At 43.5% G+C, this 23,878-nt stretch carries 13 protein-coding genes and 1 tRNA gene; 12 read left to right on the top strand and 2 right to left on the bottom strand.

The genetic code is table 11. From position 1 onward, the window contains the following. Positions 1-82 precede the first annotated feature (82 nt). The 4 genes from QZ076_RS09440 to QZ076_RS09425 all read left to right on the top strand — a co-directional run bounded on the left by QZ076_RS09440 (position 83) and on the right by QZ076_RS09425 (position 10,515). Positions 83-3,529 (top strand): TonB-dependent receptor, encoded by a 3,447-nt coding sequence (locus QZ076_RS09440; protein ID WP_293712766.1) that lies wholly within the window; start codon positions 83-85, stop codon positions 3,527-3,529. A gap of 12 nt (positions 3,530-3,541) precedes the next feature. Next, positions 3,542-5,038: a RagB/SusD family nutrient uptake outer membrane protein gene (locus QZ076_RS09435; RefSeq protein ID WP_293712764.1), complete on the top strand. Its 1,497-nt coding sequence runs from the start codon at positions 3,542-3,544 to the stop codon at positions 5,036-5,038. A 140-nt stretch (positions 5,039-5,178) separates the two neighbouring features. Beyond that, positions 5,179-7,167, top strand: coding sequence for a DUF5054 domain-containing protein (locus tag QZ076_RS09430; RefSeq protein WP_293712762.1), 1,989 nt, complete (start codon positions 5,179-5,181; stop codon positions 7,165-7,167). A gap of 177 nt (positions 7,168-7,344) precedes the next feature. Then, a complete protein-coding gene (locus tag QZ076_RS09425; protein WP_293712760.1) occupies positions 7,345-10,515 on the top strand; it encodes a GH92 family glycosyl hydrolase in 3,171 nt (1,056 codons plus the stop codon). Between the two features lie 108 nt (positions 10,516-10,623). Here QZ076_RS09425 and ilvA read toward each other — a convergent pair whose 3' ends face one another. After that, a complete protein-coding gene (ilvA, locus tag QZ076_RS09420; protein WP_293712758.1) occupies positions 10,624-11,823 on the bottom strand; it encodes a threonine ammonia-lyase in 1,200 nt (399 codons plus the stop codon). 157 nt (positions 11,824-11,980) lie between these two features. Between ilvA and QZ076_RS09415 the strand changes: the two genes are divergently transcribed. From QZ076_RS09415 to QZ076_RS09405, 3 genes are all read left to right on the top strand, one after another. Next, positions 11,981-14,701, top strand: a complete 2,721-nt coding sequence (locus QZ076_RS09415) for a DNA gyrase/topoisomerase IV subunit A (protein ID WP_293712756.1) — start codon at positions 11,981-11,983, stop codon at positions 14,699-14,701. Between the two features lie 95 nt (positions 14,702-14,796). Continuing rightward, a tRNA-Leu gene (locus tag QZ076_RS09410) sits at positions 14,797-14,878 on the top strand. Between the two features lie 73 nt (positions 14,879-14,951). After that, positions 14,952-15,833, top strand: a complete 882-nt coding sequence (locus QZ076_RS09405) for a HEPN domain-containing protein (protein WP_293712754.1) — start codon at positions 14,952-14,954, stop codon at positions 15,831-15,833. A gap of 287 nt (positions 15,834-16,120) precedes the next feature. Here the strand turns inward: QZ076_RS09405 and QZ076_RS09400 are convergent, their stop codons facing one another. Beyond that, positions 16,121-18,778 (bottom strand): transglutaminase-like domain-containing protein, encoded by a 2,658-nt coding sequence (locus tag QZ076_RS09400; protein ID WP_293712752.1) that lies wholly within the window; start codon positions 18,776-18,778, stop codon positions 16,121-16,123. A 140-nt stretch (positions 18,779-18,918) separates the two neighbouring features. Between QZ076_RS09400 and QZ076_RS09395 the strand changes: the two genes are divergently transcribed. The 5 genes from QZ076_RS09395 (at position 18,919) to QZ076_RS09375 (ending at position 23,829) form a co-directional block, all read left to right on the top strand. Beyond that, positions 18,919-20,436, top strand: a complete 1,518-nt coding sequence (locus QZ076_RS09395; protein WP_293712750.1) for a potassium/proton antiporter — start codon at positions 18,919-18,921, stop codon at positions 20,434-20,436. Positions 20,437-20,573: 137 nt separating this feature from the next. Continuing rightward, positions 20,574-22,124 carry a PglZ domain-containing protein gene (locus QZ076_RS09390; RefSeq protein WP_293712748.1) on the top strand — a complete coding sequence of 517 codons (1,551 nt, stop codon included), beginning with the start codon at positions 20,574-20,576 and terminating at the stop codon, positions 22,122-22,124. A 78-nt stretch (positions 22,125-22,202) separates the two neighbouring features. Beyond that, positions 22,203-22,622: a tRNA (adenosine(37)-N6)-threonylcarbamoyltransferase complex ATPase subunit type 1 TsaE gene (tsaE, locus tag QZ076_RS09385; protein ID WP_293712747.1), complete on the top strand. Its 420-nt coding sequence runs from the start codon at positions 22,203-22,205 to the stop codon at positions 22,620-22,622. Between the two features lie 6 nt (positions 22,623-22,628). Further along, positions 22,629-22,841, top strand: coding sequence for an immunity 17 family protein (locus tag QZ076_RS09380; RefSeq protein ID WP_075559483.1), 213 nt, complete (start codon positions 22,629-22,631; stop codon positions 22,839-22,841). A 109-nt stretch (positions 22,842-22,950) separates the two neighbouring features. Beyond that, positions 22,951-23,829 carry a PepSY-like domain-containing protein gene (locus tag QZ076_RS09375; protein ID WP_293712745.1) on the top strand — a complete coding sequence of 293 codons (879 nt, stop codon included), beginning with the start codon at positions 22,951-22,953 and terminating at the stop codon, positions 23,827-23,829. Positions 23,830-23,878: the final 49 nt, after the last annotated feature.

Raw genomic sequence — 23,878 nt, 5'->3', positions numbered from 1 at the left:
ACCATCCGTCCCCAAGTTAAACTATTCTTTCTTTTTTGCACTCAGATAAAAACAGTATAAACTTTAAATTAGAAGCAAAGTTATGAAAAAAAACTTATTGCTATTCTTTAGTGTATGTGAAGATATTGAAATAAAGCATTTTATTCGTATTATGAGATTATCCATTTTCTTAGTTCTCGTAGCTGTGTTCTGCTCACATGCAACGACTTCCAGTTCCCAAAATATAAGGGTTACTATTAGTGAGAAGACGCTTTCATTGGATAAATTAATCAATGAAATAGAAAAGCAGACAAATTATTTATTTATCTATGGTGAAAATGATATTGATTTAAGCCAGGTAGTAAAAGTAAATGCAAAGAACAAACCAATCTCTGAAATTTTAGATAATACCTTAGAGAGTCTTGGGATTACTTATGAATTTGCCAACAATTACATCTCTTTACGGAAAGTGACTAATTCTGTTGGCAAGGTTGAACCTCAAAAGGGAAAGAAGGTATCAGGTGTGATTGTAGATTCAAAGGGAGAACCAATTATCGGTGCCAATATCCTTATCAAGGGAATGTCTGTCGGAACGACCACTGATCTGGATGGTAATTTTTCATTGGAAGCATCGGCAAATTCAGTTCTTCAAATTTCATATATTGGTTACTTGACCCAGGAAATAGCGGTTAAGGATAAGGCGGTTGTCAATGTAATATTGAAAGAAGACAGTAAAAGCCTGGAAGAAGTTGTCGTTATCGGTTATGGTACGGTAAAGAAAAGTAACTTGACCGGTGCGATCACACAGGTAAAAGCTGAAGATTTGCCTCAGGCAGGAAATATGTCTTTGGGACAGATGTTAACGGGAAAAGCTGCCGGTATGCAGGTTTCTCTTCAAAGTGCACAACCCGGTGGTGGTGTTTGGATGCAGATTCGTGGCAACGCCTCCGGAGGTGCAGGAAATAGCGGTCCTCTTTATGTAATTGACGGGTTCCCTATTTCCACAGATAACATGGAACCGGAAAGCGGTAACAGATATAATTCCGGCAAAAAATCGCCTTTGAATAATCTGAACCCCGCAGATATTGCTTCTATTGAAATCCTGAAGGATGCTTCTGCTACTGCCATCTATGGGGCCAGGGCTGCCAATGGTGTCGTATTGATCACCACTAAACGTGGCAAAGAGGGTGAAAAACCGAAAGTGCAGTATTCCGGATCAGTCTCTTTCCAGAAAAAAGTAAAACAAATGGATATGCTTAATGCCCGGGATTTCATGACGGAAACAAATCGGGTTCTTTATGAAGATTATTTATCTGATAATAAGATAGCTCCTTATGGAAGTACGGATCCGTCGACTATAGCACCTTTCGAATCTAAATATTCGCAAGACCAGATTGCGAATGCACAAACAACGGATTGGCTGGGAGCTGTAGAAAGAAATGGTGTTATCACACAGCATAATTTATCTCTGACCGGAGGTACGGATAAGACCTCTTATTATATTTCCGGAAACTATTATGATCATCAGGGTGTGGTTAAGAATAATGGCGTTCAACGTTATTCCGGTCGTGCAAATTTTGATCAGAAATTAGGAAAGTATATTAAAACAGGTATTAACTTTAATGTCAGTCAGGTAAAGAGTGATAATGTGGCATTGGGTGATGGACAGAACGAGAATGCCGGAGTTATCAGGGCTGCAATGAATGCCAATCCATCCCTTCCTATTTATGATGAAGAGGGTAACTATACATTGGATCCGGATCAGCCTTATCTGGCAAATGCAGTCTCTCTGTTGGATATGACTGATGAAAGTACGGTTAACCAATTATTAGGGAACTTCTATCTGATTCTTACTCCGTTCGAAGGATTGGATCTGAAAATGAATGCCGGTTTCCAGCAGGAAAAAGGTGAACGTAATACATACGTGCCTAAAACAACATTATATGGACAGAAAGCGGGTGGTGAAGCTTCTAAATCTTTTTCGAATCGTTCAAGTAAATTATTCGATCTGACAGCATCCTACGCAAAGACATTTAATGAGAAGCATAATTTCTCGGCAATGGCTGGATATTCTTATCAACATTTTGTTTCAAATGGTTTTAATGCAGGCAACAGCCGCTTTATTACGGATGCTTTTAAGTGGAATAATCTGGCAGCCGGCGAAAACTCTAAACCGTCTGTCGGTTCCTATGGTACTGAAGAGGTGTTAGGCTCTGTTTTTGCTCGTTTGAATTATAATTATGATGATCGTTATCTGGTTTCCGCTACTATGCGTGGTGATGCGTCTTCTAAATTTGCGGAAAATCATAAATGGGGATATTTCCCTTCAGTTGCTTTAGCATGGCGTATGATCAATGAACAATTTATGTCTGAACAACAAATTGTTTCCGATTTGAAATGGCGTGTCAGCCTGGGACAGACTGGTAACTCGAATATTGGAAATAACGCTTTAGCTCTTTATGCAACGAAAGATAATCATTATAATTTCGGTGACCAGCAGTCTATCGGTGTTGCACAAAGCCAGCTGGCAAATCCGAACCTGAAATGGGAAACAACTACGGAATTGAATATCGGTCTTGATTTTGGATTTTTCCAGAACAGGATTTCCGGTTCCATGGAATTCTTTACCCGTCGTATATCTGATTTGTTGGATGAAAAGGTCCTCATGCAATATAATCCGATCAGTAAGGTAATGGCCAATATCGGCGCGAAAGGTAGTAAGGGTTTTGAATTGGGAATTAATACTCGCAATCTGATCGGTGAGTTTACCTGGTCTACCGATTTCGTATTCTCTTTATATCGTGATAAGTGGCTGGAAAGAAACCCACAATGGAAGAAGGCTATTTATGAACATGAGAAAGATATGTTGGATCCTTATTATCTGTATATCTCGGACGGATTGATTCAACCTGAAGATATGAATCCGGATGGAACATGTAAACTCGCCCATATGCCGAATGCAAAACCGGGTATGATCAAGTATAAAGATTTGAATGGTCGGGATGAGGATGGAAATCTAATAGAAGGTCCTGATGGAAAACTGGATGATGCGGATATTATTTATCTGGGAACGAAAACGTCTAAATTTTATCTCGGTTTTGGTAATACATTCACTTATAAAGGATTCGATTTGAATGTATTCTTCTATGGTTACTTCGGCAGACAGTTGGAAAATCCGGCTTATGACTGGTATTTGAAGCGTTCCTGGTTTCTGAAGAACGGCGTCAATATGGCTGTAGATGTAAAGAACCGTTGGGCACATGATAATCCTACCGGTAAATACCCGAACAGTATTATGAATCCGTACGACAGAAGTTCTGATTTCTGGTTAGAGAATGCAAACTTCCTGCGTTGTAAAAATATTACATTAGGGTATACATTGCCTAAGATCAAGAACCTGGATAAGGTTATACAGAGCCTGCGTGTTTATGGAGATGTTCAAAATCCGTTCGTAATCACGAAATATAGTGGTGTTGACCCTGAAATGGATAGCATGGCTGCTTATCCGACTCAATTGACAGTTTCTTTTGGAGTAGATATAACTTTCTAATAATTGCAGAGTATGAAAAGACTTATTTTAAAAAATGTAATATCATTGTTAGCTGTTTGTTCTTTAGGGCTGACATCTTGTTTGGATTTAGATCCTGTCATTAATGATAAGATTATTCCGGAGAACTATTTTAAGAATGAAGATGATGCCCGTGCGGCTGTGACAGCAATCTATCATCCGTTTGTTGCGGGTTGGGGCGGAAGTATATTTTCTGCTCATGTGGCTAGCTATTTTATGGAATCCAATTTGTGTTCAGACGATATGGGGTTAACCAGAAATGACCTGGAGGTTGTTGAACGTTTTTTATGGACTTCTACGGAAAGTAATGTAACGAAGCATTATACTAACTTCATTAAGCATGTTAGTAGAGCCACCCTTCTGATGGATGATTTGGGACTTACCCCGATGAACGAAACTCGCAAGCAAGAACTAATTGCAGAAGTGCAATGTGCACGCGGTTTATATATGTTTATGTTGTATGACTTTTATGGCACAGCCGGTGTAGTAACCGATCCGGGTATATTACGAGACCCGGAAAAAGAAGTGGTATTGGAGCGTATGCCTAAAGAAGAGTTTGTCAAACTGATTGAAAGTGACCTGAAAAGTGCAGCAGCCGTATTGCCGTCTACCTATGCATCGAGTGATTGGGGGCGTTTTACTAAAGGTGCCGCGTATGCTATATTGGTGAAGCTCTATATGCAGGAAAAACGTTGGCAGGATGCTGAAGCCATTTGTCGGGAGATATTGAAATTAGGTTATGATTTGCAGCCGAGTTATTCTTCTGTATTCTCTGTTGAAAATGCTAAGAATAATGAGATTATATGGGCTATACCTTGTTTGGCAGAAGGAGGAGAAGGTAATATGTGGTTAACTCATATTGCTCCTCCGGGATATCCTTTGAAAAATAATAAGATACAACGTTGGTACGTTCATAATACGCCGTGGCGTTTCTATGATAAATATTATGAAAAAGGAGACGATCGTCTGAATTCTTTAGTCGGAGAGTTCGAATATGTGCCTGAAGGGGCTACTGAACCTGTGTTAGCGACTCGTGAAAATTATGAACATCTGAAGAAAGGGGCACTGCCGATAAAATATCCTGAAGATCCGAAACAGACAACCGAATATTCCGGCAATGATGTGGTCGTTTATCGTTATTCGGATGTATTATTGGAATTGGCTGAGGCGATCAATGAACAAAATGGTCCTACTGCGGAAGCTGTCTCTTACGTGGAACAGATTCGTGCCCGTGTAGGTTTACCTAATTCAATTCCGGCGGTTGCAACAGCAAGTAAAGATGCATTCCGTGATTTTGTGTTGGATGAAAGAGCCAGGGAGTTATTCTGCGAAGGGCATCGCCGTAGGGATTTGATCCGTCATGATAAGTTTATTTCTACGGCTCATGAGGAAGGATATACGACTGCCCAACCGCATATGGTGTTATTCCCTATTCCACAGAATATTATAGATGAATCTCAGGGGAAAATCAAGCAGAATCCCGGATACTAATTATGAATTGGTATTTTAGAGATTGATTGTAAGAATCGGAACAGCATACAGGGTACATCGATAGATCTCAGAAAATATATTCTGCTATTTATTCATAGTTTCTGTATGCTGTTTTTTATGAACATAATTATCATTTACACATGAAACGAATTCTAATTTCTCTCTTAATTATATCTTTAGGGATAGTTCAGCTCAAAGGGCAAGAAATAAATACATCTGTCGAGAAAGTGTATGTTGTTTTTAAGACGCACCTGGATGTCGGTTTTACAGATTTGAGTTCTGTGGTAACCCAGCGTTATATAACGGAATTTATACCGAAGGCATTGGATGTGTCGGAAAAGTTACGTGCAGAGAATGCAAGTGAAAAATATGTCTGGACAACGGGAGCATGGTTGATCTGGAAATATCTCCATACGGCATCTCCCAAAGAAATAGAACGCCTGGAAGCGGCTATTCGGAGAGGGGATATTGTTTGGAACTCAGTACCCTATACCGTTGAGTCGGAATCCATGAACCGGGATTTGTTTGAGACTTGTCTGCTTTTGTCACATAAGCTGGATGAGAAATACGGAAAGAAAACGATTGCTGCTAAGATGACGGATGTTCCGGGGCATACACGCAGTATCGTGGCTCCGATGAGCCGTGCTGGGATTCGTTTTCTGCATATAGGCGTGAATCCGGCTTGCCCTATTCCTGCTGTACCTGAATTTTGTCGTTGGAGAGATACGGATGGCAGTGAACTGATTCTGGTCTATCAGCAGGATTATGGCTCGGAGAATATACTTCCGGGAGGTAAAGCAGTGATTTCGATTAATTTTACCGGAGATAATCACGGACCTCACACCTATGAAAAAGTGAAGGAGATTTACGACGATTTGCATAAGCGTTATCCGAAGGCCTGTCTGATAGCCTCTTCTTTCAATGAAATAGCGAAAGAGTTGATTGCGATGCAGGATCAGTTGCCGGTAATAACATCTGAAATAGGTGATACTTGGATTTACGGTTATGGAAGTGCTCCGAAGCGAATGGCAAAATTCAGGGCGTTGTCTGAACTCTATTCCCAGTGGTTGCGTGAAAAGAAGATAGATAAGAATAGCGATGCCGCACTCGATTTTGCTTTGGAGTTGGGATTGATAGCAGAACATACACAGGGTGTTGATGTGAAAACACATCTTCGTAATTGGGACAAATACGATACCGACCTCTTCTTTCCGGCTCGTTCTACCGCTCCTTTCCGGAAAGCGGAAGCCTCGTGGAAAGAATTGGACGATTATATTTATAATGCGATTCGATACCTGCCTCAGAATTTGCAGGTAGAGGCGTTGGCTAAAATGAAAGAGATCGATCAGCCGGTTGTTCCTTCATTTACGGAAAAATCCAAATCGGTGGCTTCGACACCTTGGCAAGCAGCTGTATTGAAAAATGATATTTTGAAGATAGAAGGGTTATCGTACCAAATGTATGATGCTGCTGACTATCAGCATTATCTGGGTGACTACTTACGCGCTCATTACGGATGGGCTTTAGCCGATATCGGTAAGCCGGGGCTGGATAAATCGAAAGCCGTAAGTGTGTCTCTCCCCGCACAGACCATCAAGCAGGAGATTCGTAAAGAGAAGAAAGGAATACGGACAGTGAGTGAACTCGTTTTCCCGGAGCGTCCGGAAGTCGACCGGCGGGTATATCCTGAAAAGATGTATGTGGATGTGTTGGAATATAAAAATGGGAAGGAAGCGGAAGTCACTTTGACAATAAAAGGTAAACCTGCCGTCCGCCTGCCGGAAGCGTATTGGTTGTCTTTTAATACGGATGATATTCTTTCGATCGTTGCGGAGAAAGTCGGTGAGCGTGTCGACCTGTTCGATATGGTAGAAAAAGGGAATCGTCAGCAGCACGGTATCGACCGTTATGTGGATTTGGTGACTTCATCCGGAACTATCCGCATATGGAGTGAAGCCGCTTTCCTAGTTAATGTAGGTGAGGCGAGAGGTATAAACTACTCATTGGACTATCCCGACAAAAAGGGTGGTATTCATTTTAATCTGAGTAATAATCTTTGGAATACAAATTTCCGTATGTGGAATGAGGGATCGTTAACTTATCAATTTACAATAGAGAAGATAGATTAATCTTCATCTGTTTTTGAAAAAGAACATTTTTATGAACATTCCATTGTGTATCGACCATTGATGTAAGTGTCTGGTAAAAAGAATTTTGTTCAATAAAATAAATATATAGTATAATTATCTCCTTGAAAAGCAGGTGTATATTTGTACTATTCTTATTAACTAGTCAAAATGAATATCATGAGAAGAATATACTTGTTTTTTATTTCTCTTTTTTGTTTATCAAACTTGTTTGCTGCCGACAAAGTCCTTTTCGAAATAGGCAAGCAGGATAACTCCGCTGCGGAGTTTGCCCTCTATCCGGATAATTACAAAAGTTTTCTGGCGAACTTCGGGGGAGAGAAATCTTTTTATGTAGGATACTCTACTCCTGAAAAACATTGGCCGTATGTTTTGCCTGGACCCTTGGATGATTGGGCTGGTGGCGGATACTGGGCCGGATTCCATCCCAGGCATTTCCCCTCTATCTATTTTAATCTGGATAAAGCTGCCGGGAAAGGGGAATGTTCTCTTACTTTCTTTTTTACTGGGGCACATAACAGTAAACCGATTAAAATACGGGTCGAGGTAAACGGTCATCGGTTCGAAGAAGAACTGAACGGGGAGAATGCTGAGGAGTTCCTGGAAAATAAAGGGACAGGAAAAGCGAAAGAGATACATTTACAATTTCCGGCTTCATGGCTTACTTCCGGTATGAATAAGATTCAGTTGGGAACTATTAAAGGAACATGGGCTATTTTCGATTGTATCCGGTTGGAGACACCGGCTGCCGTTCAACTTGGAAAAGCGTCTTCTTCGTTGATACGTTCCGTAAAAGCTGCACCTTTTGAATATCAGAAAGAGAACGGAGAACGTATGCAGCCAATTCTGGTAGATATGAACCAGTTTGATGCACCCCAAAAGCTGACTTTCACGGTAGAAGGATGTACTCCCGTATCACGAACGATCGAAGTAGGGGAAAGTATTCAGGAGATATTAATACCGGCCGCACAGGCAAAAAATAAACAGGAAAAGCTGCAATTCACCATCCGGGATGGCAAAGAGGTCATTTATAAATGTGAAGTGATTCGTAGCCCGCAGCCTCTCCATACTTATTCGGATGATGTGGATTTGTTGATGGGTACGGGTAATTCCCGTTGGATGTTTAAGCCAGGGCCGAGCCTGCCTTTAAGCATGGTGCAGATTGCTCCCGATAACCAGGACGAGATATGGAAGGCGGGATACGAATATACTATTGAGAATATTATGGGCTTCAACCATTTCAGCGACTGGACGATGACCGGCTTTCTGATGCAACCGACCTGCGGCGAACTGAAAGTCAATCCCGGCAGGGAAGACTTTCCGGATGAAGGCTATCGTTCCCGGATCGACAAATCATCGGAAAAAGCAGAAATAGGAAAATATTCCGTTTATATGACGGATACGAAGATACAAGCAGACATAACGGCAACCCGCCGTGCTGCTTTGCAGCGATATGTTTTCCCCGCCAGGGAAGACACGCGTATCCTGATCGATATGTTTACGCCCAATGAGTATCCGCATAATCTGGTCAATGCCCGTGTAACGAAAGTAAGCGATACGGAAATAGAAGGTTATGCCACTTATTATAATGCATTTACCGGGTATACGCTGGAGCAGAGTTATACATTGTATTTCGTTCTCCAGTTCAGCAAGCCTTTCGACTCGATGGGCGGATGGGTGAACGAAGGCGTTCAGCCGGTAACCGGTTATATCCCCGGATGGAACAGGAACCACGAGTTTGAAACCCCTGCGGAGATCAAGCAGAATATATCCATGATAGAAGGGAAAGGCGATGTCGGTATATTTCTGAATTATAAGACGAAAGAGAATGAAGAAATTCTGGTCCGCTCCGGTGTCTCTCTGGTAGATATGGCAGGAGCACGCAATAACCTGAAACAGGAGTTGTCTGATCCTTTCGGATGGGATTTTGAGAAAGTGGTAGACAACGCTCGTACTGTTTGGGATGAATACCTGGGAAGAATCGCGATTGAAACGGATGATTATCTGCAAAAGAAGAAATTCTATACGAACCTCTATCGTGCATTGGCTGCCAAAGCAACCTGGAGCGATGTGGACGGTCGTTTTGTGGATGAAGATGAAAGGATCAGACAATTGGAAAAACCGGACGATTGTATCGTAAGCGGTGAATATTGGAATACATTCTGGAACAATCAACAGCTATTCAATCTGATGGCTCCGGAGATATCCAGCCAGTGGGCACGTTCGGCCATTCAACTTTATCAGAATAGCGGTTGGTTTAATACAGACCCTGCCGGAATCGAACATACTGGAGTGATGGTTGCCATGCATCCGATCTCTCAGATATTGGGAGCCTGGCAAAGCGGCATACGTGACTTCGACTTGAATATCGCGTATGACGGTCTGAGAAAGATGATGACAACACCACCTCAGAAATATGAGGGTGGCGGCACTGTCGGAGTTGAGAACCTCGTTCCTTATATGAAGTATGGATATATTCCCGCAGGAAAAGGAACTGTTTCCAATACAATGGAGTATGCTTACGACGACTGGTGTCTGGGACAGATGGCTAAAGTATTGGGAAAGAGCGATGATTTTAAATTGTTTGATGAACGTTCGAACAATTGGTCTAATTTGTTTGACCCGAACTCCGGCTTTATACGTCCCAAAGACGAACACGGCAATTGGGTAGAGCCTTTCGATCCGTATCATACACCCGGATTTACCGAAGGGAATGCATTTAATTATTCCTGGTTCGTTCCCCATAATCCGGATAAATTGATCGGTATGGTCGGTAAAGAACGTTTTATAAGCCGTTTGGATAAAGCAATGGAGCAGTCGGCGCATGCTAATTTCAATGCGGCAGGCGACAACTTTTCCGCTTTCCCTATCAATCATGGAAACGAAACTTCTATGGAAGTGGCCTATCTGTTTAACTGGGCCGGTGCTCCGCATCTGACACAGAAATGGATACGGGCTATACAGGAACAGTATTATGGAACTACCCCTTATGATGCCTATCCGGGGGATGAGGATCTGGGACAGATGAGCAGCTGGTTTGTGATGAGTGCCATCGGTTTGTTCCAGATGGAAGGTGGTTGTTCGGAGAAACCGTTCTATGAATTGGCTTCTCCGCGTTATCCGAAAATAACGATCCGTTTAGATGGAAAGTATAACCGTGGGGAAACTTTTGTGATAGAAGCACCGAATGCATCTAAGGATAATAAATACATTCAATCGGTTACCTTGAACGGGAAACCGGTCAAGGGTTTCCGGATTCCGCAGGAAGAGGTATTAAAAGGCGGAAAGATTATCATTGAGATGGGCAAGGAAGCGCAAGTGACACAGTAGTATTAGAGAATTCATCACAGTAGTGTCAGGATTGTTAGCACAATAGTGTCAGCCTTACCGACACTATTGTGTTATTTTTTTTCACAGGCAAGCTCGAGGGAATACTGGTTACCCTGGTATAATCTTATACCCGGCCGCCGTCAGCGCATACTGTATCTGGTCGATATGTTCCTGATTACGCGTCTCCATTTCCAGACGCAGATAACAACCGTTGATATCGGCTGTATGGCTGACCCTCTCATGGTGGACGGATACGACATTGGCTCCGGTATGAGCAATAATTTCGGATACATGTTGCAACTGTCCGGGCTTATCCACCAGTTCGATCGTCATCGTGTATGAACGGCCTGATTTCTGTAAACCGCGTCCGATCACACGTGAAAGGATCGTTACGTCGATATTGCCACCCGATACCAGGCAGATCACCTTCTTGCCTTTTATGGGAACTTTGTTGAACATGGCAGCAGCAACGGCAACGGCTCCTGCTCCTTCGGCGATCAGCTTGTGTTGCTCTATCAGGGCAAGAATCGCTGTCGATATCTCGTCATCGTTAACGGTAACAATTTCATCCACATACTTACGGCAGTACTCGAAGGTATGTTCGCCCGGCTCTTTTACGGCAATACCGTCGGCGATGGTACGAACGAATCCCATACGTTCAATCTTGTTATGTTCGATCGAGTTCAGCATGCTCGGGGCACCACTGGCCTGTACGCCATATATTTTTACATTCGGATTTAAATGCTTGATGGCAAAAGCAACCCCGGAGATCAGTCCGCCGCCACCGATCGGAACGATTACGGCATCCAGATCGGGCAATTGTTCCAATAGTTCCAGTCCTATTGTACCCTGTCCGGCAATGACATCTTCATCGTCGAAAGGATGAACAAAGGTATATCCCTTTTCATCTCGTAATTTTAAGGCTTTCTGGTAAGCGTCGTCGTACACGCCTTCTACCAAGCAGACATCTGCTCCATACCATTTGGTAGCTTCTATTTTAGAGATCGGAGCATTATCCGGCAAACAGATAAGAGATTTGATGCCATGAGTGGTTGCTGCCAATGCTACTCCCTGGGCATGGTTGCCGGCAGAACAGGCAACGACACCTTTTGCTTTCTCTTCTTCCGTAAGTTGTGAGATTTTGAAGCAGGCACCACGGACTTTAAATGATCCTGTGATTTGTAAGTTCTCCGGTTTCAGATAGATATGTGACTCCGGATTGATATTGGGCGCACTAATCAAGTCTGTGCGACGGATAACCGTTTTCAGGGCAAAAGACGCCTGATAGATCTTATCGAGTGTGAGCATGAATGTAATTTTGAAGGGGCAAATATAGGGAGAAATCAGATATCTCGCTGAAACAATTGTGGATTTTTATTATCTCGCTAATATTTCGTATATTTACACGCTGGAAATAGTTTTCCGGTCAGAGGCTGAAAAAGAAGAAAGAGCACCATATAAGTTTATGAAACCAGAGGATATTGAAGATTTCACAGAGGAAAACGAAAACGAGGAAATAGAGCAAACAAATACAGATTCTCAACCCAATGAGCAGTCTGATGCTACTACACATTCGGAATATAAAATACCCGGAAAAGGGGAAGGTCGCGTATCCTATCATCTCTCAGGGATGTATCAGGATTGGTTTTTGGATTATGCATCGTATGTAATCCTGGAACGTGCCGTGCCGCATATCAACGACGGATTGAAGCCGGTGCAGCGTCGTATCCTTCACTCTATGAAGCGTCTGGACGACGGTCGGTATAATAAGGTGGCCAACATTGTCGGTCATACCATGCAGTTTCACCCTCATGGCGATGCCTCTATCGGCGACGCCCTGGTACAGTTGGGACAGAAAGATTTGTTGGTCGACTGTCAGGGAAACTGGGGTAACATACTGACCGGCGACGGTGCAGCAGCTCCCCGTTATATCGAAGCACGTCTTTCTAAGTTTGCTCTTGAAACAGTATTCAACCCCAAGACGACTACCTGGCAGCTTTCTTACGACGGGCGTAACAAAGAACCGGTCACTCTCCCTGTAAAATTCCCCTTGCTGTTGGCGCAGGGTGTGGAGGGTATCGCTGTCGGCCTTTCATCCAAGATCCTGCCACATAATTTCAATGAATTGATCGATGCATCTGTTTCCTATCTGAAGGGAGACGATTTTACTTTGTATCCTGATTTCCAGACAGGCGGTTTCATCGATGTAACGAAATACAACGATGGCGAACGCGGTGGCTCCGTAAAAGTTCGTGCTAAGATAACAAAGCTGGATAACAAAACATTAGTTATCAGCGAAATTCCTTATGGGAGAACAACCTCTTCCCTGATCGAGTCGATCCTGAAAGCGAATGACAAAGGAAAGATCAAGATTAAGAAAGTAGACGATAATACAGCGAGAGGCGTAGAGATTTTGGTGCACCTCGCTCCGGGCGTTTCGTCGGATAAGACGATCGATGCCTTGTATGCCTTCACGGATTGTGAGATCAGTATTTCGCCGAACTGTTGTGTGATTATGGATAACAAGCCTCACTTCCTCACAGTCAGTGATGTGTTGCGCCATTCAACGGATGATACGTTGCATCTGCTGCGTACCGAATTGGAGATCCATAAATCGGAACAGGAAGAAACGTTGTTTTTCGCCTCTCTCGAGAAGATATTCATCGAAGAACGTATCTATAAAGATAAGGAATTTGAAAATGCGAAAGATATGGACGAAGCGATCGCTCATATCGACCTGCGCCTGACTCCGTTTAAGCCAGACTTTATCCGTGAAGTGACCCGCGAAGATATCCTGAAACTGATGGAGATCAAGATGGGACGTATCCTCAAATTCAACTCGGAAAAAAGTAACGCCCTGATCGCTCAGATACGGGAAGAGATTGAACGGATCAATCATCATCTGGACAATATCGTAGAGTACACTATCAACTGGTTTGTTATGTTGAAGGAAAAATACGGTAAGGATCATCCGCGTATGACCGAAGTGCGTAACTTCGACACGATCGAAGCGACCAAAGTGGTGGAAGCAAACGAAAAACTATATATCAATCGTGCCGAAGGCTTTATCGGCATGAGCTTGAAAAAGGATGAATATGTTTGTAACTGTTCGGATATCGACGATATCATCTTGTTCTACCGTAACGGAACTTATAAGATCGTGAAAGTCTGCGATAAAATGTTTGTCGGTAAAGACGTATTGTACCTGAATGTATTTAAGCGCAACGATAACCGTACGATCTATAATGTTATTTACCGGGATGGAAAAGTCGGTTATAACTTTATCAAGCGTTTTGCGGTAACAGGAGTGACGCGCGATAAGGAATATGACGTAACGAAGGGGACGGAAGGATCACGCGTCCTCTATTTCAGCGCCAATCCGAATGGTGAAGCAGAAACGGTTAAAGTAATACTGAAACCGAAACCCCGTCAGAAGTTGCTCGTCTTTGAGAAAGATTTCAGTGAGATCGCCATCAAGGGACGTGGTTCGATGGGAAATATCCTGACGAAAGCCGATGTGCATAAGATCAGCCTGAAACAGAAGGGTAGTTCGACCCTCGGAGGGCGTCAGGTTTGGTTCGACTGGGATGTATTGCGCCTGAATTATGACGGACGTGGCGATGAGCTGGGTGAATTCCAGAGCGACGATATGATCTTGGTGGTTTTGCGTAACGGTGATTTCTATACGACCAACTTCGATCTTAGCAATCACTATGAAGATAATATACAGATCATTGAGAAATTCGACTCCAATAAGGTCTGGACGGCTGCTTTATATGATGCCGACCAGAAATATCCTTACCTCAAACGCTTCCAGCTTGAAGCCGGCAGCCGTAAGCAGAATTTCCTGGGAGAAAACCCCAAGAGCCGTCTGTTGTTGCTTACCGACGAAATGTATCCTCGTATTGAAATCATATTCGGTGGGCATGACAGTTTCCGTGAAGCGATGGTGCTCGATGCAGAAGAATTTATCGGCGTAAAAGGTTTCAAGGCCAAGGGAAAACGAATCTCGACTTTTGAGGTTGAAACTGTCAATGAGTTGGAGCCGATCCGGTTCGCTTCATCGGAACAACCGGCCGGGGAAGGTATTGATATCGACCCGGAGGATGATGACGAAGATTCAGATCAGAGCAATTCGGATATAATAGATGAGATAACGGGGCAGATGAAACTTTTTGACAAATAGCTTATGAAAGCGTTTCGGAGCAGATAAAAATAAAATCTCTTTTGAAAAGCTTGCAAATTAATAAAAAAGGATTACCTTTGCACCGCAATCCAAATGCGGCTGTGGTGTAATTGGTAGCCACGCCAGACTTAGGATCTGGTGCTTCACGGCGTGGGGGTTCGAGTCCCTTCAGCCGCACAAAATGCAAAATCCTTCTGATTAAGTTCAGAGGGATTTTTTGTTTTGTGCTGGTTGTTATAATCAAGCATATATGAAAGACTCGATCGCTTATCTGCCCAAAGACAAACAGGAAGAACTGAATTTTCTTGTTGCGGAGATACTTCGTCGCTTACCTCAGACGGAGTTTATTATTCTGTATGGAAGCTATGCGAGAGGCAATTATGTGCGTCGTAGCGTGAGGATTGAAGACGGCGGCATTCCTACCGTTAAAATCTCCGATTATGACATTTATGTGATAACAAGCGGAATAAACAGTAAAAAAGCGGAAACCATACTGGATAACGTAGAAGATATCTTTTTTGTCGGGAAAGATTTTGACCGTGATACTCCCGTTGAGTTTATTAACGATGATATTGCACAACTTAATAAGTTCATTGAAGAGGGACGCTATTTCCATACACAAATAAAGCAGGAAGGAGTTATACTTTATAATAGTGGAAAATATAAATTATCCCGTAGGAGAAAGCTCAATTTTGATGAAATAAAGAGACAAGCACAGGAATATTTTGGTGAGAAGTTTGAAAAAGGGAATTTCTTTTTTGATGATGCTATAACAAATAAAGAAAGAGAAAGGTATCAAATGGCATCTTTTTATCTTCACCAAGCCTGTGAAAATTATTACTACGCTATTCGATTGACATTTGCGTTGAGAAATAACAAGCAACATAATCTATCCAAGTTGTCTTCTACTACCAGACGTTATTCCGATGATCTGAGCACTGTGTTCCCTCAGAACACTCCTGAAGAGAAACGGCTTTTTAAGCTTTTAAAAGCCGCATATGTGGATGCCCGGTATAATCCTCATTTTGTGGTGACTAAAGAGGATATCGATGCACTTATCCCCAAAGTAGAATTACTTAGGGATATAACGAAGCGGATTTGTGAAGAGAAGATAAAAGAGTACGGGGAGTGATGTCGATATAGTACGTTTACGTGAACGTATGGATACGTAATGGCAATCTTCTGTCATTTAAAACGCAATGTTTTGCCATACGCTTGGCAGAGTCTTGCCATAGTAGTGGCAAAAGTCTGCCAAAGGCATGGCAAGACTCTGCCACTACTATGGCAAAACCTTTTTATAGGAGCAGCGATATCGAATTGTCGGTATGGAGCATAGTTGATATGCCAAATAAAAACCCCGGCTACCGGTAGCTTGAAACATACCGACAGCCGGGGCTGATTATTTATACAGTAAATATCTTACAACTTATGTATCACCTTCATCAACTGTTCACCCAGGCCGATGGTGTATCCCTGGGATACGAATACCACACGGTTGAAAGTGTCGGCGATGATAAAGATCGGCAGCTGGCTGGCATTCTGTAGCTTCATGGCTGATGCGATCTCTTTCTGGATATGGTTGTCTGCGTCGATACCGTATGTAATTGTGTTAGGCAGGTCGCCGAACTCTTTCGGATCGAAACTGTTGTAACCTTTTTCATCCGGGAAAAGTAGAACCATGCTGCGTCCCCATTCTTCAAGGTCTTTCTTAACAGCGGCGATGTCGCGCATAGCGTGGTTGGTCGGTTCCTGGCGGGCTCCGAGGATAGCTACTACGAAGTAACCACGTCCGGTTGTAGCCAGTACGCTGGTTTCTTCACCGTTGTCGGCACGTTTGAATTTATTTTCAGAGTTGAAATTACCGATTACCTGTACTTCTTCCAGGTTCTCACGCATTTCAAGTTTGATATCCGTTGTCTTGTCCGGCTCTACGTTGAAGAAAGATACTTCGGCCAGTACGCTACCGTTAGCCATACGGGTTCCGGTCACCATCATATAGTTACCTTCGTCGATAGGCTGCGGTTTCTTCAACAAGCTACTCCAGGTAGTTCCTACGCCCATATCGGTACTTGCACTGCGGAAGTTCAATGTCTGCAATTTAGCATCCGGAAGTATCTTGGCAATAGTGAAATGGCTGTAATATTTCGGATCCTGCAATGCTTTGATCGGGGCATAAGTGGCCGTTACCTTTCCTTGCTTTGCTGTGGTCTGAACAGCAGCTTCGAAGTCTACGTCCATCCAGTTGCCATCTTTCATAAATTGAACCTTGCGGGCTACCGGTTCGATACGGGCCGGGATACCCAGGCTGCGGGCTACGGCGATAAAGAAGATGTCGCGTGATCCTGTATCGGCAACACGTGATTTAAACACACCCATCGGCATGACAGGGATGCGTTGCGAGTTGAGTTCGTTCTTGATCGTGATGTTTTTCTTCACCCAATCGACCAAAGCCATCGGATCTTCTTTGGCCTGTTTTGCCAGTTCAGCATCTACGTTGGCAATGAAAAAGCTACGGTAGGGTGAAAGGTATTCGTTGGCAACACGCGGATTAAGTACATATCGGTTGAATTGGTCGGAATTGACCAATTCGGTGTTGTTCAGATGATCTGCCAGGACAGAAGCCGGTGTGTCGCGAAGGTCTTTGGCGGAAATTACATCCAGGAGTGCCATCGCTACCGGACGTTTGTCGGCCGGAGTTTCGCGCAGGAACTTTTCGATCTCCATCCAGTTGCCACGGCTACCGATCATAAAGTCGGAAGTCTTCAGCGGATCGATACCCAGTTCTTTTGCCAGTGCCTCTGCTTTTTCTTCGGTATAGAAGGTTGCTACATATTTGTTACGGATAGCATCTTCTTCCAACAGGCGTGCGGCATTGGCTTCTTTCTGTTCGGGAGTTACTTCGGCAGGGATAGAACCTTCTACCGGAGGAATAACATCCAAAGCGATTGCTTCAATAGCGTCACCCGGTTTCTTGTCGAGCTTAATAGTCACGTCACCTTTGCCGAACGATACTTTATCGAAACCGAACTTACCGTCTTTGGTAGCCCAAACGAACATATCGCCTTTACCGGCAGTCAGGAAGGTCTTTCCTTCGGCATCGGTTTTCTTATTGGCAACGGTGTAGAACTCGGCGTAGTTATAGATTTTGAATTCTACATCGGCGTTGGGAACAGGTTTGCCGTCTGCATCCACAATCGTTACGATAGCTTTGCCTGTCGGGGCATAGTTATCGATCACGTTAATTTCCGTGTAACCGTCTGTTTCCAACATTACCTCTTCGGGGCCGTTGTATTTTCCGAATACTTTGGTGTGCATCAGCATACCGCGGTATGCCGGGCCGTTAAACCATCCCAGGTTCAGGATCGGTTCCGGTTCGCAGGCACCCAGGAAATACCATTTGCCGTTCACCCAGGCTTCTACCCAGGCATGGTTATCGTCGGTGTGTGCCCAGCGCGGAGTGTATACCTGGCGGGCAGGGATACCGACCGAGCGAAGTGCGGCAACCGTAAAGGTCGACTCTTCACCACAACGTCCGTAAGCTGTCTTTACAGAAGCCAGCGGCGAGCTGGTACGAGCGTCGGAAGGGGTATAAATTACTTTTTCGTGACACCAGTGGTTTACTTCCAACACGGCGTCGTAGAGGGACATTTCTTTTACACGGTCTTTCAGTTCGTCGAAAAAGACCATGCGGCTTTCGTCCAGGTTCTCGTTGTTCACACGGATCGGCAGGACAAAATGGCGGAAGATGTCTTCCGGGATGCTGTCGCCCCACGGCATTTCCTGTTTGGCCTGGAAAGAACTGCGGATATTATCCAGATAGAGTTTTCCGTCATAGTCGGTGATGTCACCGATCGGCATGTAGGCATACAGGAAGGTAAGTGCTTCCTTCTCCTGCGGTGTCATTTCCTGATTGAAAACTGCGAACAGATCTCCGTCAGGCAAAGCTGCCTGTTTGGCTTGGAAATCTTTTTCTACTTCCGCCCTGAATGCATTGTCAGAGATGAAGTGCTGTTGTTTGTTACATGCTGTCCCTATCAGAAGCATGAACAATAGTGCGAATAAATGTGTTTTATGCATAGTGTTAATTTTATCTCGACAAATATACGTAATATATTTATTAGTCAGTATATGAGCCAGATATTTCGGCATTCATTCCATTGTCGTTTCAGCTTTTTTTTGTTATTTTGAAGGATAATTAGAGTAAACCGTTTCCGCTTATGTTCCATGATTTAGAGATTCTTCATAATGCGGAGGGAATCTTGTTGATTGCTTCCGTCATTTTATTTTTTAGTATTTTCGCCGGTAAGGCAGGTTATCGCTTCGGACTTCCCGCTTTGTTGCTCTTTCTGGGAGTCGGTATGTTGTTTGGTAGTGACGGGCTGGGAATCCAGTTCAGTAACCCGAATATTGCACAGTTTATCGGTATGCTGGCGTTGAGTATCATCCTGTTTTCAGGTGGTATGGACACGAAGATATCCGAGATTAAGCCAATTGCGTCGCAAGGGGTCATCCTGGCCACGATCGGAGTGTTGGCTACTACGTTTATCACAGGAGGTTTCATTTATTATGTATCGAAGCTTGTTGTGGGGTATGAAACCCTGACCTTTCCCGAATCGTTATTGATGGCGGCTGTTATGTCGTCTACCGACTCGGCGTCCGTATTCTCTATTCTCCGGAGTAAGGGCGTTTATCTGAAACAACGTTTGCGTCCCACGCTGGAGTTGGAAAGTGGTAGTAACGACCCGATGGCATATATGCTTACTTTGCTGTTGATCGCCTATATACAAACAGCCGGGATGGACCTGGGTGATGCGGTTCTATCGCTGATTATCCAGTTGTCGGTCGGCGCTATAGCCGGTTTCCTGTTGGGTAAATTAGCCGTACTTATCATCAACAAGATCGATATCGACAACGAGTCGTTGTATCCGATCTTATTGTTGGCCACCGCTTTTTTCACCTTCGCAGCAACTACGCTGTGCAAGGGAAATGGTTACCTGGCCGTTTATATTGCAGGGTTGGTGGTTGGAAATGCCAAGATTGTTCATAAAAAGAGTATTGGTACGTTCTTCGACGGTTTTGCCTGGTTATGGCAGATCGTGATGTTCCTTACGTTGGGATTGCTCGTTAACCCTCACGAACTGTTGCCGGTTGCTCCGATCGGGCTGACAGTCGGTATCTTTATGATCCTTTTCGCTCGTCCGATCAGCGTATTCCTTTGCCTGATCCCTTATAAGAATTTTACGACAAAAGGAAAATTGTATATTTCGTGGGTAGGGCTTCGCGGGGCCGTGCCGATCATCTTCGCTACTTATCCGATGATTGCTGGGATAGAACATGCCGGATTGATCTTTAATGTAGTCTTTTTTATTACCATCCTTTCTCTCCTTATCCAGGGGACGACTGTTACACAGGCCGCCAAGTGGCTGGGATTGATCGATGAACCCGAGCGCAAGGATGTATTCGGTATTGAACTGCCGGAAGGTATAAAGAGTGCCATGAGCGAGATCGATATAACACCGGAAGTGTTGACCCATGGCAACAAGCTGATGGAACTTACCCTGCCTGACCATACGCTGGCTGTAATGGTGATGCGCGACGGGCGTTATTTTATCCCCAAAGGAAATACGGTTCTGATGGAGGGCGATAAACTGTTGATGATCTCCGACAACGACGAGGCATTGCTTCAAGCCTACGAGGCTTTAGGGATTACAGACTATACAATGAAAAAGAATTAGAAGTACAATTCACAAATTTAATACACAGGGTATAAAAGACCGTAAAAAAACAGCGGATAATATACAAAACGGTCCGACAGACCGTTATTATGTAAACTATTCCAGTTAAATTTGTAAGAATTAATAAGGCAAGAGATATGGCACTAAAGAAAGACAGAGTACTTTGGGCAGATGATGAGATCGATTTGTTGAAACCTCACATTTTGTTTTTACAGGATAAAGGATATGAAGTAGTTCCGGTAATCAGCGGGCAGGATGCTATTGACTGTTGCAAGGAACAATCGTTCGATATTATTTTCCTCGATGAGAACATGCCTGGTCTGACTGGTCTGGAAACACTTGCCCATATTAAGGAGATCAACCCCAACGTCCCGGTTGTGATGGTGACTAAAAGTGAGGAGGAAAGCATCATGAACCAGGCGATAGGAAATAAGATTGCCGATTACCTGATCAAGCCGGTCAACCCGAACCAGCTTCTCCTTTCCATCAAGAAGAATGTACATAAGAATGTAATCATATCGGAAACGACCACTGTCGGCTATCAGCAGGAGTTCGGACGTATCGGCATGCAGATCAACGACTCGTTGACTGCCGACGAATGGATGGAGCTATATAAGAAACTGGTTTATTGGGAATTGGAGCTTGAGAGCAGCCAGGCCCAGATGTCTGATATGCTCCGCATGCAAAAGGAAGAGGCCAACAATGCTTTTGGTAAGTTTGTAAAGAAGAATTATGTGAACTGGATACAGAATCCGGCGGAACGTCCTCTGATGAGTCCGGATCTTTTCAAGAAGAAAGTGTTCCCCTTGCTGGATAACGATGAGAAGGTTTTCTTTATTCTGATCGATAACTTCCGGTTGGACCAGTGGCGTGTAGTAAAGGATCTGCTGGCTGAATATTTCACCTTCGATGAAGGGTTGTATTATAGTATCCTTCCGACTGCCACGCAATATGCCCGTAACTCCATCTTCTCCGGCCTGATGCCCTCGCAGATAGAAAAGATGTTTCCGGATTTGTGGGTTGACGAAGAGAGCGAGGAAGGGAAAAACCTCAATGAAGCTCCGTTGATCCAGACGCAGATAGACCGTTTCCGTAAGAAATATACATTTTCTTATAATAAAGTGCACGATTCGCAGTATGGCGAAAAGCTATTGAATATGATCTCGTCGCTGACTCATAACCAGCTGAATGTCGTAGTACTAAACTTTGTGGATATGCTGTCGCATGCCCGTACGGAAATGAAGATGATCCGTGAACTGGCACAGAGCGAAGCGGCTTACCGTAGCCTGACCCGTTCCTGGTTCCAACATTCTACAACACTGGAGTTGTTCAAGCGCATATCCGATAAAGGCTATAAAGTGATTGTGACGACCGACCACGGAACGATTCGTGTAAATAATCCGATAAAGGTGGTGGGCGACAGGAATACAAACACCAATCTCCGCTATAAAGTAGGCAAAAACCTGAACTACAACCCGAAAGAAGTATTCGAGGTGCGCGATCCGGAAAAGGTAGGACTTCCTTCTCCTAACCTGAGTAGCAAGTATATCTTCGCTATGAACGATGATTTCTTTGCTTATCCGAACAACTATAATTATTATGTCTCCTATTATAAGAATACATTCCAGCACGGAGGAATCTCCATGGAGGAAATGATGGTGCCGTTCATTACCATGATCCCTAAATAATTATCGATAGTGAATTATCAATTGTCAATTTAATTATACCTTTGCGAACATAACAAAAGAACATTATCGAAAGACATCATGAGTATAATCAAAATTGAGAATCTGGATACGATCTGCCAGGCCGCTAAAGAATTTATTGCCGGCATGGACGACCGTACGGTTTTTGCCTTCCACGGTAATATGGGAGCGGGAAAGACTACTTTCATAAAGGCTATCTGCGAAGAACTGGGCGTAGAGGATGTTATCAACAGTCCCACGTTTGCGATCATCAACGAATATCGTAGTGACGAAACCGGCGAACTGATCTATCATTTCGACTTCTACCGTATCAATAAGCTGAGTGAAGCAGAGGATATCGGTACGGAAGATTATTTCTATAGCGGTGCTCTTTGTTTTATCGAATGGCCGGAAAAGATCGAAGACCTGCTTCCGGGTGATGTAGTAGATGTAACGATCAGTGAAAATCCGGACGGATCGCGAATCGTAGAAATAAAGTAAATAGAGATGGAGCCGACCGATTACTTCCTATTAGCTATTTTCATCGCTCTTGGAGCCTTCTCTCTGATTGCCGCCATCTTCAATTTCGACTGGTATTTCGAAACCAGCGGAGCTGCTACCTTTGTAAACAAATTCGGAAGAAAAGGAGCACGCATCTTTTATGCTTTGCTGGGGTTAGCACTGATCGGGTGCGGGGTGCTGGGATTGATCTATTGGTAACATAGAATAATTTAAATACATCAGGAAATAGAAGCCCTTTAATTTACTTCTATTTCCTGTTTTTCGTATCTTTGTATCTCACACTAGTTGTCTATCTAAATAAAGACTTATGAAACGAACAGCCTGTTTTTACCACGTCTTGGCATGTATGCTACTCATATGCATTACAGCATGCGATAGAGATAATTCGAAAATTGAAGATGATATCCCCCCAGCTATCAAAAACGATTTCTCTGAAAGAAACCCTTCGGCACACATCAGGACAGCACAAACATATGCGGATGCTCTTTATGTGATAGAGTTTGCCGACCAGGAACAAAATGAAGCAACGACATGGTATCTCGATAATACCTGGAAAATGACCTATACAGAGATCCCAGATTTACAACAACTCCCGACAGAAGTACAAAATACGTTTTATACTCTGGGATATGGCAATGCTCAAAACGTAGAGATCTCCAAGACAGAACGAAAGGGGATGAGTAAAAGTCTTTATACCTTACACTTTACATATCTCTGGAAGGGGTTTGACAATATGGAGCATAATGTTTATATCAATGATGACGGACTGTATCTGACAACGCTTAGATCCCGGCCCAACGATCCGCGATGGTCTGCAAATCTTCCCGAAGATCACTTTGATTTCATAACCAATAGATATAAAGGAGCAGAAATAAGAGGATATGTGAATGATGGAGAGCCTGAATATTTCATTCTTCATAATGATACGGTTAAATATGTTTTTTTTGGAGGAGATATCGCAACAGACAGAGGTTTCTGGAAAAGAACAGTATACGAATTAAGCATAGACACTCCTATCCCGGATGATGTGGTTAAAAGATTAAAAGAGAGTGACCCGGATTTCGTCTATACAAACCTTTATTACATAGAATCTGAGAGTGGAAATGCATACCTTTTCCAGGATAAAAAACGTGATAATGAATTAGGACATATCATCGCTGAATATGATCTGGGATGCGAAGTATAAAATGACTTTATCACTCTGCGGTATAAAAAGAAACAGGCAATTGAATCAA

Source organism: uncultured Parabacteroides sp. (assembly GCF_905196875.1).
Lineage (GTDB): Bacteria > Bacteroidota > Bacteroidia > Bacteroidales > Tannerellaceae > Parabacteroides.
Note: the sequence above shows the minus strand (reverse complement) of the source record. Positions and strands in the feature narration are given on the sequence as shown.

Coding starts and splice junctions, on each gene's coding strand:
- QZ076_RS09435 (WP_293712764.1), top strand. CDS start 3,542: ATGAAAAGACTTATTTTAAAAAATGTAATATCATTGTTAGCTGTTTGT.
- QZ076_RS09440 (WP_293712766.1), top strand. CDS start 83: ATGAAAAAAAACTTATTGCTATTCTTTAGTGTATGTGAAGATATTGAA.
- QZ076_RS09415 (WP_293712756.1), top strand. CDS start 11,981: ATGAAACCAGAGGATATTGAAGATTTCACAGAGGAAAACGAAAACGAG.
- QZ076_RS09400 (WP_293712752.1), bottom strand. CDS start 18,778: ATGCATAAAACACATTTATTCGCACTATTGTTCATGCTTCTGATAGGG.
- ilvA (WP_293712758.1), bottom strand. CDS start 11,823: ATGCTCACACTCGATAAGATCTATCAGGCGTCTTTTGCCCTGAAAACG.
- QZ076_RS09380 (WP_075559483.1), top strand. CDS start 22,629: ATGGAGCCGACCGATTACTTCCTATTAGCTATTTTCATCGCTCTTGGA.
- QZ076_RS09390 (WP_293712748.1), top strand. CDS start 20,574: ATGGCACTAAAGAAAGACAGAGTACTTTGGGCAGATGATGAGATCGAT.
- QZ076_RS09425 (WP_293712760.1), top strand. CDS start 7,345: ATGAGAAGAATATACTTGTTTTTTATTTCTCTTTTTTGTTTATCAAAC.
- QZ076_RS09375 (WP_293712745.1), top strand. CDS start 22,951: ATGAAACGAACAGCCTGTTTTTACCACGTCTTGGCATGTATGCTACTC.
- QZ076_RS09395 (WP_293712750.1), top strand. CDS start 18,919: ATGTTCCATGATTTAGAGATTCTTCATAATGCGGAGGGAATCTTGTTG.
- QZ076_RS09405 (WP_293712754.1), top strand. CDS start 14,952: ATGAAAGACTCGATCGCTTATCTGCCCAAAGACAAACAGGAAGAACTG.
- tsaE (WP_293712747.1), top strand. CDS start 22,203: ATGAGTATAATCAAAATTGAGAATCTGGATACGATCTGCCAGGCCGCT.
- QZ076_RS09430 (WP_293712762.1), top strand. CDS start 5,179: ATGAAACGAATTCTAATTTCTCTCTTAATTATATCTTTAGGGATAGTT.